10 protein-coding genes are annotated in these 15,929 nt (G+C 39.8%); 5 read left to right on the top strand and 5 right to left on the bottom strand.

Annotated elements, in window-relative coordinates; all coding sequences use genetic code 11:
* Nucleotides 1–12: 12 nt before the first annotated feature.
* From R2S08_RS13095 to R2S08_RS13105, 3 genes are all read right to left on the bottom strand, one after another.
* Entirely contained in the window at nucleotides 13–3,537 is a 3,525-nt protein-coding gene (locus R2S08_RS13095; protein WP_316835608.1) for a SusC/RagA family TonB-linked outer membrane protein, read from the bottom strand.
* A 257-nt stretch (nucleotides 3,538–3,794) separates the two neighbouring features.
* On the bottom strand, nucleotides 3,795–5,003 hold the full coding sequence (locus tag R2S08_RS13100) for a FecR family protein (RefSeq protein ID WP_316835609.1): 1,209 nt from the start codon (nucleotides 5,001–5,003) through the stop codon (nucleotides 3,795–3,797).
* Between the two features lie 71 nt (nucleotides 5,004–5,074).
* Nucleotides 5,075–5,671: an RNA polymerase sigma-70 factor gene (locus tag R2S08_RS13105; RefSeq protein ID WP_316835610.1), complete on the bottom strand. Its 597-nt coding sequence runs from the start codon at nucleotides 5,669–5,671 to the stop codon at nucleotides 5,075–5,077.
* Nucleotides 5,672–5,750: 79 nt separating this feature from the next.
* On the opposite strand from R2S08_RS13105, the gene R2S08_RS13110 reads away from it, so the two are divergent.
* The 3 genes from R2S08_RS13110 (at nucleotide 5,751) to R2S08_RS13120 (ending at nucleotide 11,086) form a co-directional block, all read left to right on the top strand.
* The gene (locus tag R2S08_RS13110; RefSeq protein ID WP_316835611.1) at nucleotides 5,751–6,206 is read left to right on the top strand and encodes an NUDIX domain-containing protein; all 456 of its coding nucleotides are present in this window, start codon (nucleotides 5,751–5,753) and stop codon (nucleotides 6,204–6,206) included.
* A 253-nt stretch (nucleotides 6,207–6,459) separates the two neighbouring features.
* Nucleotides 6,460–9,615 (top strand): TonB-dependent receptor, encoded by a 3,156-nt coding sequence (locus R2S08_RS13115; protein WP_316835612.1) that lies wholly within the window; start codon nucleotides 6,460–6,462, stop codon nucleotides 9,613–9,615.
* Between the two features lie 19 nt (nucleotides 9,616–9,634).
* Nucleotides 9,635–11,086 carry a RagB/SusD family nutrient uptake outer membrane protein gene (locus R2S08_RS13120; protein ID WP_316835613.1) on the top strand — a complete coding sequence of 484 codons (1,452 nt, stop codon included), beginning with the start codon at nucleotides 9,635–9,637 and terminating at the stop codon, nucleotides 11,084–11,086.
* Nucleotides 11,087–11,136: 50 nt separating this feature from the next.
* Here R2S08_RS13120 and R2S08_RS13125 read toward each other — a convergent pair whose 3' ends face one another.
* Together R2S08_RS13125 and R2S08_RS13130 are read right to left on the bottom strand one after the other, a co-directional pair.
* Nucleotides 11,137–12,423: an MFS transporter gene (locus R2S08_RS13125; RefSeq protein ID WP_316835614.1), complete on the bottom strand. Its 1,287-nt coding sequence runs from the start codon at nucleotides 12,421–12,423 to the stop codon at nucleotides 11,137–11,139.
* Nucleotides 12,424–12,684: 261 nt separating this feature from the next.
* Complete coding sequence (locus R2S08_RS13130) at nucleotides 12,685–13,275, bottom strand: TetR/AcrR family transcriptional regulator (protein ID WP_316835615.1); 591 nt, start codon at nucleotides 13,273–13,275, stop codon at nucleotides 12,685–12,687.
* A gap of 178 nt (nucleotides 13,276–13,453) precedes the next feature.
* On the opposite strand from R2S08_RS13130, the gene R2S08_RS13135 reads away from it, so the two are divergent.
* A complete protein-coding gene (locus tag R2S08_RS13135) occupies nucleotides 13,454–14,758 on the top strand; it encodes a divalent metal cation transporter (RefSeq protein WP_316835616.1) in 1,305 nt (434 codons plus the stop codon).
* Between the two features lie 249 nt (nucleotides 14,759–15,007).
* Entirely contained in the window at nucleotides 15,008–15,862 is an 855-nt protein-coding gene (locus R2S08_RS13140) for a hypothetical protein (RefSeq protein ID WP_316835617.1), read from the top strand.
* Nucleotides 15,863–15,929 lie beyond the last annotated feature (67 nt).

Below are 15,929 nucleotides of genomic sequence, written 5' to 3' on the forward strand. Positions count from 1 at the left end.
GTTGTTCAGATCTTAAAATTGAAGGTTTACACCGAATGTATAACTTTGCTGTGGCCTGTCTGTTCCAGGCAACCAGTCTGGATTATAGCCTTTGCTGTTCGCGTGCCAGATCATACCCAGATCCCTGGTTTGAGCAAAAACTCTAATATTATTGATATTAAGTGCTTTTGTTATCCTCTTTGAAAGTGTGTATTCCAGCGTCAGTTCTTTACATTCAATATACGAAGAACTTTCAACCAGACTGCTCAGATTTGGCGCATAACGGTCCCAACGATAAGTACTGGTTTCATTTGGAAGAGCAAATCCAGGAAGGTTTGGGTTACCTGCCAACACTTCGCTGATGTATTTATTGACAAAGGTCTTCCCGGAGCCCACTGTGGCAGCATAATCAAAAACAGGATTACGGTATACCCCACCAAGCGTCCCAATGAAAACAGCTGTCAGACTAAAATCTTTAACTTTGATATTATTAACCCAACCCAATGTGTGCGGTGGCGTTGAAGTTCCTTCATATTTAAGGAAAGGCAAACCAAGTCCTCTATTATATGGGGCCAGGTCATTGAAGGAGATCAGACTTCCGTTTGGTCCTGCAACTTGGGGCACACCGTCTTTCATGCCTCTGTACTCAAAGGAATAAATGGAATTTACTGGCCTGCCTTCTACAAATGCACCACCTATCATCTGGAATACATATAGCGATGGATTAAATAAGCTATTGATATTGTTGTAATTATAAGCGTAATTAATCGAGGTCGTGTAATGAATCGGGGTATTTGGAATATCCACGTTTGTACCCAACGTGATCTCAATACCTCTGTTGGTTATCCCTGCGTTATTGAATTTTTGGCTGGTTGTTCCGGTGGCAGCAGGCAAAGCCACAACACCAATAATTCCCTCACCCTTTTTATTATAGAGATCTATAGTTCCGAACAGTCTGTTATTGAATAAAGCAAAATCAACACCTAAATTTGTACTGGTTGTTTTCTCCCAGCGCAAAAATGGATTTCCATTATCTGCAATTGTTGCCGTAATGGTTCCAGTACTAGAGTTCAAACTCGTACCAACATTTAACAAGGCTTTTGTCGAGGTAGAGCTCTCCACGTTTCCATTTTTACCATAAGTTAAACGGAGTTCCAGGCGATTAACAGACTTCATGTTGTCCATAAAATCCTCATTTTTCAGATTCCATTTTGCCCCAACAGACCATAGTGGAGACCATCGTAATTTTGGATCATCGGTAATAAAATTGGACGCATCACTACGAATACTTCCGCTTAAAGTGTATTTACTATCATAAGTATAAGAAGCGTTTCCGTAGAATGAAACGAATTTATTTCGTTTCCAGCCAAAAGTTGTATTTCCACCCGGAACAGTTACACCAGAATTACCTTCAAAGTCTGTGAACTGATCCAACGAACTTCCATACCCGTATGGAGGAACCGTTGCCTGCAGTTTATCTTCTGAATATCCATAGGCATAAGGATTGATCCGGGTATTTAAGGTTGACTGGGAAATTTCCATACCCGCAATAGCCGAAATACTATGCTTGGATCCAATGGTTTTATCAAAATTCAACTGATTACGCACCAGAAAACTTTCTAAATCTGTATTGGGTAGGTCAGATGTTGATCCATCATCATTAAGTACGGTACGACCTTTTAAAATGCCTCCTTTTGGAATGTATGATTTTCCTACAGTTTTTGTATTATCATTGTATTCGGTCATGCTATTCACCAGACTTCTTACAAAAAAAGTACTTTCATCATAATAATCTTTGTAATCTACTTTAGCTCTTTCATATTGGAACTTAGTATCAAAAGTTAAACCCTTTGTGATTTTCAGATTCAACCCTGTCTGTATTCTCGCACTTAGATTCTGGTTTGTCAGTTTTCTTCCATTGACCTCACGCAGCAGGTTATAAGACCAATCAGAATAAGGAAATTTTGAAGCAGGAATCAGGCCGAGTTGTTCACGGTTATACGTATTTAGGTTGGTTGCATAGCTTCCATCTGGATTGAGCAGCATCTCATATGGAGAAAGATCCTGAATTTCAGCTATAGTTGCACCACTGCTTTCCATTCTCTTATACTGGAGATTGGCAGAAATGTTAAAATTCAAAAAGCTGGCCAGTTGATAACTGTTATTGAAGTTTAAATTGAATCTGTCGTATTTATTTTTTACATAATTACCTTTGTTTTTTTCATAAAGTATAGAGGCATAACTCTTTGATTTTTCTGTACCTGACTGTAGGTTCACATTATACTGATCGAGAATTGCATTTTGCAGCAATAAGTCTTTAATCTGCGAACGGTTGCTTATTTTGCTTAAACGGTCAAGCCCGGCATTCATATCAGCAGTACTTAAGGTTCCATTCTTATTGGCATATAAAAGTTCCTGTGCCAGGGTTAGCGAATTGGAGATATCCCCAAATGAGCCGGAGTAAGGAAAAAATGTCCAGTTGTTGTCAAATGCTTTTCTTTCATAAGCCACCTGATCTGCAGAATTGGCCTGGGTAAGCACCTGATCCAGATTGAGTTTATTGGAAATACGCGTAAAAACATTCGCTTCTACTTTGAGTTTGCTCGTTCCTTTTAGTTTTTTGGTTACAATCACAATAACGCCATTGGCTGCCCGTGCGCCCCAAATTGAAGCAGCAGCGGCATCTTTCAACACGGTAACAGATTCAACGTCATTTGGGTTGATGTCAGAGAAATCACTTGCTGATACCGGAAAACCATCTACCACGACCAGCGGACTTTTATCTGCATACAAAGAGGTATTTCCGCGGATCAGAAAATCTACACTACCGTCTGCCCGTTCTTTGGCTTGCATACCCGCGACCATGCCTTGTAAGGCGGTAGATAAGTTTGAAACAGGTCGGCTATTCAATACATCCCTGCCAATCTGGGTAAAAGAACCTGTTGCACGTTCTCTTGATATGGTTTGATATCCGGTAACCATCACCTGTTCCAATTGCGCAGGATTAGGTTCCAATGTAACATTTACCATTTTCCTGTCTTTTACCGGCTGCTCTGCCGAACTGTATCCTACATAAGAAAATGTAAGGATATCATTATCGTCTACCAGGATCCGGTAAGTACCGTTTTGATCTGTAATGGCGACTTTTCCGCTTTTTCGTGCTTTAACACTTACACCAGGCATAGGGATCCCCTTTTCATCCAATACTTTACCAATAATTTCATCCTTTTTTATATAGTTCATAACCCGGTTAAAAAGGTTCACTTCCTTTAGCGTAATGAGGATCGTCTTATCAGAAATCAGGTAATCAAAGGGTTGCCCTTCTAAAGAGCGCTCCATGACCTCTTCTATTGAGGCTCTGTCAATCTTAATATTTACTGGCTTTGCTTTCAGCAGCCAACTGTCGTTGAAAAGGATCTGATATTTGCTTTGTTCTCTAATCTTTAACAGTACATCTTTTAAAGACGCATTTTTTTCCGAGAGCGTAACTTGCTGGGAATAACCAGCTGCAGTAACCTGCAGACAGGCGATGGTTAAAATGATTGCAGTGAGTTTCATAATTAAAATCGTTTTAGATTTTAAAAACCGGAGGCACCGGCCATTCTTCTTTGGGCCATGCAGGTTATTGCATAGAATAATGAATTCCATATCTTTGGAAGGTTAAGGTGGTTGATTGTTTAGTTGAATTTGCGTTTAATTGCGGTCTTGCTGCCTTAATAGAACCGGACTGCGTGGCTGCGCAGCCGGTTTATTTTTCTGGAAATTTCTTCTTAAGAGTTTCCGGCATGTCTATAGTATCGCTGTTACATAGGCATCTATTTTTTAATCGAGGTTTTTAAAACATTATTTTGCACTTTAAATTTCACATTTGCAGTAATTTCAAGCATTTGCAAAACACGATATAGAGACTCGTTCCTTGATATATAACCAGTGAGGCGAAGATCTGGAACACCACTATAATCAACACTGATATTATACCACCGGTTGAGTTGTTTAAGTATATTGCTTAACTCCATGGCATCAAAAAGAAAGTTTCCATTTTTCCAGGCCATCACTTCCTGGAGATTAGCCGGTTTTACCATAAGTTTTCCCAAATTTAACTCCGATTGCTGGCCAGGCTTTAAGACCACATGCTCCGCATGTGATGCCTTCGGGAAACCGGAAACCTGAACAGAGCCTTCAATCAGTGTAGTTTGTACAAATGTATTGTCACTGTATCCATTGATATTGAAATGCGTGCCCAAAACTTTGGTTTCCTGAGCCTCATTCTTAACGAAGAATGGCCTGGCTTTATCTTTGGCAACTTCGAAATAGCCTTCTCCGGTCAATTCAACACGTCTTTCCTTTTGAGAAAAATGTATAGGAAATCTTAGCGACGATGCAGCATTGAGCCATACTTTGGTGCCATCCGGTAAATTGATCTGGTAAGTTCCCCCTTTTGGAGTTTCTATGCTATTGAATTGATCGTTGCTTATTTCGGCTGGCTGGTCAGTAACTCGGTAAACAAGATTTCCCTCCTTTGTTTTACTAATAGAAATACCGCTTTGTTCAGCAAACCTACCGTTTGCTATACTGTCAAGGGTGATCTTTTTCCCATTAGATAATGTGAGCGTGGCCACATTTCTTCCAGGCGAAATATTCGCCGTGGCATAGCGAAGTTCCTCATCATCTGTTTTCTTTCCCACAACAAACCAGATACCAACGGAGATCAGTAACAACACTGCAGCTACAGATGCGTACAACCACTGCTGTTTCGATCTTCCCATTTTCAGCACCTTCGGTGCGCCATGTATCCTACCTTTTACCTTAACCAATGCATTTACTGGCGGAAAGGCCTTAAGACCAGCAAAATAATGCTCCTGCGCTTCTTCACTATTTAATTTTTTAAACAGGCTTTCGTTGGCAGGGTCATCATTGATCCATTGCCTCAGCTCTTGCTGCTCTTCAGGATCAAGACTCTTATTCATGTATTTTGTAATTAAGCCAGCAATTTTAAAGGAATACTGAACTTTCTGTTCTTCCATATGAGGTACCTGTTTTGTATATAGAACAGGAACACCCCTTATTTTATCTAAAGGTTTTTAAAATATTTTTATTATTTCCAGAAACCGTGGATAATTACAGCTGCACAAAACAAGAAATCCCTTTGGGTAAGCCTTTCTTTTAACAGAGATAAACCCCTCATTTTTTGATTATTGACGGTACTCACCGAAATACCAAGTTTAGCTGATATATCTTTAGGCTTAAGGCCTTCTAAAAAAGTCATTTTTATGATGCGCTGACATTGTTCGGGAAGAGTCTCAATAGTAGAAACGATATTATGAAGGACTTCTGCCTCTATAATACCATGCAGAATACTCCGTTCAACGCTTAGGTCTTGTTTAAGGACATAATTCTGATGCTTCTGCTTAACTTTGCCCTTTTCCAGGAAATTAAAAGCAGCATTTTTAACTGTGATGTAAAGGAAAGAACGGATGGATGGGAAATTATCAAAGTCAGCATGCTTTTCCCATAATTTCACGAAAGCTTCCTGTGTTATATCTTCAGCAGCAAAGTGATCATTTACGATCCCTTGAGCAAACACACATAATGGACTGTACAAATGATTGAAGATCACATCAAATGCGCTTTCATTTCCTGCCGTAAAGTTGGATACAATTGAGAGACCATTTTGTTCTGGCAGGGTGTCCATGGATAAATTGAAGTGATTTGATTGTGCTAATATAAAATATAACAAGATATAAACCATCAGAAGTATAATATATTTGTATATGGGCAAAAACAGCGCTGGAATATTACTTTACAAAAAGAATCTGGGCCAGATCCAGGTTTTATTGGTACACCCAGGTGGACCTTTCTTTAAAAATAAGGATGCTGGCTGGTGGACCATTCCCAAGGGAGAGCCTGAAAAAGACGAGGATCTATTGCAGACGGCATTAAGGGAATTTGAAGAAGAAACAGGCTATACTCCTTGGGGAGATTTTAGGCAATTGAGTCCAATAATTCAAAAAGGTGGCAAAACGGTGTATTGCTGGGCGGTATCTGGGGATCTGGATACATCTAATGTAATTTGTAATATGTTTGACCTGGAATGGCCTCCTAAATCGGGTAAGATTCAACAATTTCCAGAAATAGATCGGGCCGGGTGGTTTGATCTTGCAGAAGCCCGGCTGAAGATCAACGAGCGTCAGATTGGCTTTTTAGATGAATTAATGAGCTTGGCTTAAGATTTTTGTAATACAGTTTCCAGGATCTATTTTACATCTGACGGAAACGATTCCGTAAATAAACTGGTTAAAACTTGAAAACTGTTCAGATAATCAACTTATGTTTGATTATGGACCCTATAAGTCCCAGATACATTCTAACCTAAATATTTACCAAATTCAAAGCCCTATGAAAATAACGGACGGCTCCTAGTCTTTGCTGATTACCAACAGCACTAACACAAAAACATTAAAAAACTTATCACCTAAAATCATGAAATCAAAACTTTTACATTCGAAAGTATGTAAGGTTGCGTTTTTACAAATTGTTTTCAGTTTACCCCTGATCGGAAATGCATGGGCCAAGCCGGCTCCTGATCCTGCACGCGGTAAATTGGGCAATGGTATCTCTTTCAACGCAACCCGCAATCAGCAAACAATCACTATAACAGGAACGGTTACCGATGAAAATCATCTCCCACTGCCGGGAGCAAGTATCAAAGTAAAAGGTACAAATACAGGGACATCTACCGACATTAACGGCCGGTATTCCATTGGAGTTCCAGACATTAACTCCGTACTGATCGTTTCTTCTATCGGCTTTAGTCCAAAGGAGATCACGGTAAGAAATCAGACCAAAATAGATGTACAATTAACTTCAGATTCCAAAAACCTGAACGAATTGGTTGTAGTAGGTTATGGTACCCAGAGAAAGAAAGATGTAACCGGTTCCGTTGCCTCCGTAGGTTTAACCAATGTAGAGAAAACACCTGTTTTTGGAACAGCGCAAATGTTACAAGGTCAGGTTAGCGGTGTACAGGTAACGCAAACCAATTCTCAGCCGGGAGCCTCATTCAGCGTACGTGTAAGAGGAACAAACTCTATCAATTTTAGCAGTGATCCCTTGTATGTTGTAGATGGTTATGCAGGTGCAGATATTACCGCACTGAATTCCAATGATATCGCTTCTATAGACATTTTGAAAGACGCCTCTTCTACCGCAATCTATGGTAACCGGGGAGCAAATGGAGTTGTCATTATTACAACCAAATCAGGTTCAGCTGGTAAAAATGTAATCAATGCAGATGTTTATTCTGGCTTTCAAAAAGTAGGGAAAACGCTTGACATGATGAATGCCAGTGAGTTTGCTACTTATTTGAATAAGGTAACCACCTATTTGAACCAAAACAACACCACACAAACACCTATCCCCTACACACAAGATCAGATCAATGCTTTAGGTGAAGGAATGGACTACCAGAAAGCATTATTCAGAACAGCACCCATCACAAATGCAAATGTATCTATGATGGGTGGTTCCGATGGCACCAAGTATTTGTTGAGCTTTAATTATTTCGACCAAAAGGGAATTATCTTAAATTCCGGTTACCAACGGGGAACAATGAGGTACAATTTTAACCGGGCGATAAGCAAAAAGATTAATTTCGGCTTGAACTCCCAGATCTCCTACGATAAGCAAAATCTGGCCAATGTAAATACAACAGGTGGTGCCGGCGGAGGCACATTGCTTGATGCCCTGAGGATCAATCCAGGTGTTCCAATTTATGACGCCAACGGTGCTTTCACCTATCAAAACAGTCCGGCGGGTTATACAAACACATTGGGCAATCCGATAGCAGCTGCTACTTTAAATACAAACTCCATCACTAACCTGCGCTTGTTTGCCAACGCATTTGCAGACTATGAATTTATTAAGAATTTTAAACTTAAAGTAAGTGTTGGTACAGATGACCGTTTCTCTAAAGAACAGACTTTCAGGCCAAATACAACCTTTTTAGGGGCAAGTACAAATGGCTACGCCCAAATTGTTAACCCTCAGAATTTAAGCTGGTTAAACGAAAACACCTTAAGTTACAATACCATCTTAAATAAGATCCACTCGATCAGTGCTGTAGTTGGTTTTACCTATCAGGAATTTAAGTTTAGCAGCAATACAACAACTGCAACGGCATTAACCACAAACAATTTAGGTACAGATAATTTAAGTGTCGGAGGAAGCACAACAGCAACATCAACTGCAAATAAGATTGCACTCGCCTCCCTGCTCGCGAGGGTAAATTACAGTCTGATGGACAAATACCTCGTTACACTTTCCTACAGGAGAGATGGGTCTTCTCCATTAGGAGAAAAATATAAATGGGGGAACTTTGCATCGGGAGCTTTGGCATGGAGGGTTTCTTCAGAAGAATTCCTGAAAGACAATGAAAAGATCAGTGATCTGAAATTAAGACTTGGTTATGGTTTAACAGGTAATTCAAACATACCCGCATATTCGCCTTTACAACAATATTCTTTTAACACCTATTATTCTAACGGCCGCATCGTAGGTGCATCGCCAAACAATATTGGAAACCCAAATTTGCAATGGGAAACCACCACTGCTTACAACGCAGGTCTTGATTTAGGACTGTTGCAAAATCGGATCAGTTTTACAGCAGATTATTACAACAAGAAAACCACCAAATTATTATTTAACCGCACTGTACCATCAACAAGTGGTTTCACAACCGTAATTGATAATATCGGCGCCGTACGTAACAAGGGCTTTGAATTTTCCCTGAACACACAAAATATTCAATCGGAGAAAGTAAAATGGTCTACCACGCTTAACTTTTCAAGAAACATCAACGAAATATTAGACCTTGGAGGTGTAAATTCACAGTTAACAGGTAATGTGAGTTCGAGTCTGTATCCTGGCGGAAGAAGTGCCGCTATTCTACAGGTTGGCAAGCCAATAGGCTCCTTCTATGGCTATGTTTTTGACGGGATCTGGCAAAGTGGCCAGGAGATCTCGCAAAGTGGCATCACCACCCCTGTTAAACCAGGAGACCCAAAATATAAAGACTTGAATGGTGACCACTTAATTAACGATGCAGACAGGACCATTATCGGTCAGGCATTACCTAAATTCTCTTATGGAATATCCAACAACCTGACTGTAGGCAAGTTTAACTTATTTATTCTCTTACAAGGTGTGTATGGAAATCAGATCTTAAACGAAAATAAGATAGAAAATGAAAACGGAACCTTGTCTGACAATAAACTGGCCTATGTATTGACCAATAGCTGGAATGGAGAAGGCACCAGCAATACCCTACCAAGTTTAGGCAGTACATTAAGAAGAGGACTTGGTCCAACAAGCGATATTTTGGAAAGCGGAAGCTATCTGCGTTTTAAAACAATTACATTGACTTACGACCTTCCTCTGCCAAAAATGTCTTCTGTATTCAAAACGGCCGGCGTCTATGTGACTGGACAGAATTTGATTACGATCACTAAATATTCAGGATATGACCCTGAGGTGAACTCTTATTCAAACTCTGCAGGAAATTTCACTTCCCTGGGAACGGACTACAATCCTTATCCGAATATCAGGACGTATACCCTGGGATTAAGACTTGGTTTTTAACCTTTAACAGAACAATCAGATGAAAAAGATATTTATAGCTTTAGCTTTAGCACCTCTGTTTTTTGCCTCTTGCAAAAAAGCTTTGGAAGAAAAGCCTTACAGTGTTTTAACACCAGTTAACTTTTATAAAACAGCTGCTGATGCCCAACTCGCCATAAACGGTGTACTGAGCCAGTTGCAACCACAAGCCTACTATCAGCGAACCATTTATTTAATTACTGAACTGACTGGAGACGGTCTTGTCCCTTTGCTCACCCAAAATCAGGAACGTATTGATTTATATAAATTACAATATACAGCATCTAATATTGAGATCCAGAACTGGTGGCAAAACAGTTACAAACTTATTAGCCGGGCAAATGATGTCATAGCCAATGTTCCAGGAATTGCAATGGATGATGCACCGAAAAACAATATTATAGGTAATGCCATGTTTCTTCGTGCCATGGCTTATTTTGACCTGGTAAGAAGTTTTGGTGATGTGCCGATAGTACTGAAACCCATCCAAAGCCTGGAAGATCCAAATCTTTACCCGGATAAATCCCCTGCAGCAAAAGTGTATGAGCAAATCATTTCGGATCTCAAATTCGCAGAAGCCAATTGCTATGCAGAGAACAAGATTAGCATTAAAGGAATGGTCTCCACTGGCGCCGCATCTGCAATGCTTGCCAGGGTTTATTTGCAACGCAGCAGCACCACATTTGCAGATGTTAATGACAGCCAGAATGCGCTTACCTCATGCAATAAGGTCATCAATACAGGCATTTATAAACTGATGACTAACTATTCAGATGTATTTAACTGCGACCTTAAGTATTTTCCAACTCAAACAGAACACATCTTTGACGTGCAATTTGGAGATGACAACAGCACAACCCAGAACATTATTATCAGGATGTTCTCTCCTGCTATTGTAAAGGGTTCCGGATCATTTGTTGCCAACCTGAACCTGTTCAACAACACCTACACCAAAGACGATGTGATCCGGAAAAACTGGAACGTATCCAATACGGCAGCAAGCACTACGGTTACACCTTATGTCTCTAAATTTAAAGATCCTAAATGGGTTGCGGGTACAAATAACTCCCGGGTAAATTGGATTGTTCTGAGGTATGCAGATGTATTGATGATGCAATCTGAGGCAATGAACAATGTAAACCCGGCAGATCCAGCTAAATTTAATGGCTTAAATACGGTTAGAGCACGTGCAGGTTTGACTTTACCGGCACAACAGCTAAGTCTTGCCAATACACCTACATCTGCTGCATTTGTAGATTCCCTGGTTAAAGACCGTTCACGTGAGCTTTGCATTGAAGGGCACAGACGCTGGGACCTGATCCGTCTTGGAAAATATAAAGAAGTTGAAAAGGCAGTAAATAATGTTACTCTACAGGATTTCCAACTTCTTTTTCCAATTCCATCATCAGAATTAGATGCCAATAAAAAGTTGAAACAAAATACAGGATATTAGACTTGTACAATGGAAAAAAGCCCTCAATGAATTTCATTGGGGGCTTTTCTTTAAAACTCTGCTGATATTAATACTTCTTCAGCTTCCTCTTTAGGCAAGAGCGGTCTTTCATTCGCTCTCTTTTTAGCAACCTCATTCACCCGGTACATCAGATAAATACTGATCAATGATATCGCAAAGACCACATAACCCACAATATCGTAATTCTTCAAAGGACTGAATTTGTTGTCCTGGTATACGATCGTACCTGCTACTGCAGCTCCAATTCCACCGGCAATTTGCTGCAGAGAAGCATTGATACTCATAAATGCCCCTCTGTCTTCCATTTCCGGTACTGCGCTCATCAAAGCCTGAGAAGGAACCATCCTGCCCATAACCCCCATCATCATCATCACATTGAGCACAAGTACAATCCAAAACGGTGTTATAGACAAATTGGTATAGATCACACAAACAGCAATCATCCAAAGGCAAGCCACAGCAAACAATTTATACTTGCTTACTTTATCACTTAAACGCCCAACCAAAGGCATAACGGCAAGCGCACTTACGCCTGATACCATGAACAGTAAAGGAAGTTGTTTTTCTGTAACATGCAGATTATTCACTGCAAACACACTTCCAAATGGCATCATCATAAAGCCACCAATCGACAATACAGCTGTAGCCATAAACCCAATCCTGTAATCCCGTTTAGATACCGTATGCCATAAATGTGTAAAAGCAGATTTATCGTGTTGCAGTTTCAGGTGCTGAGTCACAGGTTTAAGTGTAATTGCAATAAATACAGCTACCAACACAGCCATTCCAGCAACCATTAAAAAGGGTGCTTCCCATCCCCATAGATTAGCGATATACAATCCGATAGGAATGCCTAAAACCTGGCTTGCACCAAAACCCATCGTAACAAATCCCATTACACGGCCTCTTTGTTGTAAAGCAAAAAGGTCAGTAATGATGGCCATAGAAATGGATCCGATTACCCCACCAAACAATCCGGTGATGATCCTGGCCGCAACCAGAACCTGGTAAGACTGTGCAACGCCGCAAAATATTGTTCCAATAATGAAGCCGCTGTAAAAAAACAGCAAGAGTTTTTTCCGGTCAAAACGGTCGGCAAAACCTGCCGTAAGAAGGCCAGAGATTCCTGCGCTAAAAGCATAGGCAGAAACTGCTACTCCAAAATTAGAGGGTTTCATATCCAGGGATTTGATCAGCAGGTCGCCTAAAGGCGACATCACCATAAAATCCAGAATAACCGTAAATTGGGTAATTGCGAGAATAAATATAACGGCTTTCTGATAGCCGGTAAAAGGGATAATTTCGTTCTGTTTCATTTAAATCATTTTAATTCATGGCATTCATAGCCGTGTTGATTAATCAATTCGATAATTTGATGGTGTTTTAACTCATGGGATATGACCCTGAGTACATAGTCCTCGTCGTCCAGATCTACATTCCATTCTTCAATACAATCGTGTGTATTCAGAACAGGCTGTAGGCTCAATTTATCTGATTCGGATCTTATATCAGTTTTAAAAAGTAATATGTGATCAAAATTTTCCATTTTCTTTAATTTAGTTAAACAATTAATTGATTCACCGCTTAAGAGCTTTAACCACCAGATCAAATGCCTGCCAAAACATCTCATCGGTTAATTTGAAGGGTTTCCCTCCCAGACTCTGTCCTTCATTGTTAAACTTAATAAGCGCATAAAGGGGTGCAAAGGCTACCGACCAGTACACTTCCAGGGGCATAGCATTGATCTCGCCCCTGGCAACAATGTTGTCCATAAATTTCCCAAACACATTTTTTAAATCTTCTGCAAATGCTTTTAAGAACTGCTCCTGATACGATGAGGTTCTTACTTGTTCAAAGAATAAACTGATGGACTGATTTTCTATCATATAGTGATAACGATTCAACCATTGTTGACGTAAACCAGTCTCAAAAGAAGACTCCGGATCAAAATCTTTCAGCATAGCATCTCCCATCTTCCTGCCCAACTCCGTAGCCAGAGATGAAAGAAGATCTTCTTTGTCCTTATAGTATATATAAAGTGTGGCCACAGAAATGCCACATGCTTTGGCGAGCTTGTTTATACTAAAATGTTCAAAGCCTCCCTTTCCAATAATTTCTATCGCTGTCTTTTTAACCAGATTCTCTTTATCAATATCTCTCGCTCTCATATTTATGAATTAACAAACAAATATAAGTGAATATTCATTTACTTATGAAATCTATTTTAAAAAAGCCTCTACTGTAACTTAGAGGATGTTATTTAATAAATATTACGAAGAAATGGGATGAAGTGATTTAAAACTTTATCTTTAGTTATATGTCTATAACGCCTATTTATCCTTCTTTATGAAACGGACCCCAGCCAAGAACGGTAAGTTAAATAAAATCAGAAAGTTTTTCAGTGTACTTGGTCCCGGCCTTACTACAGGTGCAGCAGATGACGATCCCTCTGGAATAGCAACCTATTCCCAAACTGGCGCTCAGTTTGGCTACGGTCAATTGTGGACTGCATTATATATGCTTCCGTTTATGACCGCGGTACAGGAAGCTTGTGCAAGAATTGGTTTAGTTACCGGTAAAGGACTTGCAGCAGTTGTCAAAGACCATTATAGTAAAACAGTACTTTATATCGTAGTGGGGCTAGTTGTAGTGGCAAATACCATTAATATTGGAGCAGATATTGGAGCAATGGCCGCAGCAGCACAATTGCTCATTCCTTCCGCTCCTTTCGTGATCCTAATGCTGTTCTTTACAGTATTCATTCTTGTTCTCGAAATCTTCACCAACTATCAGGTATATTCCAGAATATTGAAATGGTTGGCCATTGCCCTGCTCGCCTACCCCATCACTGTATTTATTGTAGATCAACCCTGGGGAACAGTATTAAAGGCCACAATCACCCCTCATTTTGAATTTAATTTTGCGTTCCTGTTCATCATCACCGGAGTTCTGGGAACAACCATATCTCCTTACATGTTTTTTTGGGAAGCTTCTCAGGAAGTGGAGGAAGAAAAAAGGGATCATCTTTTTAAAAATGGAAAGCCCAATATTGGCTGGGCAAATATTCATAAAATGAGGCTTGATAATGGTACGGGCATGATTGTTTCTGAAATTACCACCTGGTCCATTTTATTGGTTGGTGCAACTGTTTTGCACAATAGCGGCGTTCGTGATGTGAAAACAGCAGCCGATGCAGCCAAAGCTCTGGAACCTTTGGTCCACTCCTTTCCACATGCAGGCTATCTTTCAAAATTGATCTTTTCCATTGGTATTATCGGGCTTGGTCTTTTAGCAGTGCCTGTACTTTCAGGTTCTGCAGCGTATGCTGTGGCAGAAGCTTTTAGCTGGAAGTCCGGATTAAACTTGAAGCTGAAAAGAGCTCATGGCTTTTATGGCGTGATAACAATAGCAACGTTAATTGGTTTGACCATCAATTTTGTGGGTATTGATCCGGTTAAAGCCCTGGTTTATGCTGCTGTATTAAATGGTGTTGCAGCTGTCCCTTTATTGTTCCTGATTGCCAAAATAGCGGCGAGTGAAAAAATAATGGGTGAGTTTAAAAGCGGTTATCTTTCTAAATTCCTGTTATGGTTCACTTTCATTGCTATGGGTGCAGCAGCAGTGGCCATGTTTTTTACCTTGGGACAATAACACTGATTGATTGTTTAAAAATATGTTTTTTGATCTCGCTGAATCTTTCAGATTCTGAGGCTCCATCATGAAAACATATTTTTCTGGGTGCAGACTGGATTGGGTGCAGACCGATATGATTCCATTCCTGGATTATTTTCTTTCTTGCCTTTGTAAAGGTGATCGTACTAACACCATATATTTTTTCTAACGAACACCTTTAGATTCCAAAAAAGAATTAATTTCGCAGAAAAAACAAACCTCCTACCTATGAAAACAAAAAAATTAGCGTTAACACTTTTAAGTGGTATAGCACTTTCATGCGCTGTTCAGCCTGTACATGCTCAGTTTTTTAAAAAGTTAAAAGACAAAGTGAACTCTACAGTTGATCAAAAAGTTGATGATATTTTATCCGGCAAGAAAACTTCCTCCGCGTCTAATGGAGTTGCACAGGCTGTTAGTGTATCAGACAATGACAAAAAGTTTTTTGAAAAAGCAGCTTTATCTTATAATTTCACTCCTGGAAAAACCCTGATCCTGGAAGATAACTTTTCTGCTGATGCCACTGGTAATATGGCCCGGTTATGGAAAACAAGTGGTTCCGGATCAGTAGAAAAATTTGAGACCCTGGATGGTCAATGGCTCAGCTTAAATCAGTATACTACTTATAAAGTAAAAAGTGATAAAGCACTTCCTGCAAATTTTACAATTGAGTTTGATATTGCTACACATAGCAATACAGATACGGATGATTTGGGCAACATAAGCTTTGGTTTTGCCCATGATAATAATGCGACTAAATTCATCTCTGATGCCTATAACGACAATGGGATTATGAGCACTGAAATCAGATACTCGGGCAAAAGCATCAACAATGCCAGCAGCGAAACAAAAATTAACAATACCCTGGATTTCCCTCTTTCTGGTTATGCCATTGGAAAAATGCATGTCGCCATTTTGGTAAAAGGCGAAACAGCACAAGTCTATCTGGATAAAGTTAAAGTTCTGGACACACCAATGTTTCTAAAAAGCACTGGCAATAAATATTTTTACATCAGTGCTCCTTTTAAATTAGGTCATGATGCCCGGATTGGGTTCAGCAATTTTAAACTGGCTGCACTTTAATATCTGCGAACACGTAAGTTCGAAAAAACTGTCTTCTCAGAATTTCGAACTTACATGTATCACATAG

Source organism: Pedobacter nutrimenti, assembly GCF_032678445.1.
GTDB classification, from domain to species: domain Bacteria; phylum Bacteroidota; class Bacteroidia; order Sphingobacteriales; family Sphingobacteriaceae; genus Pedobacter; species Pedobacter nutrimenti_A.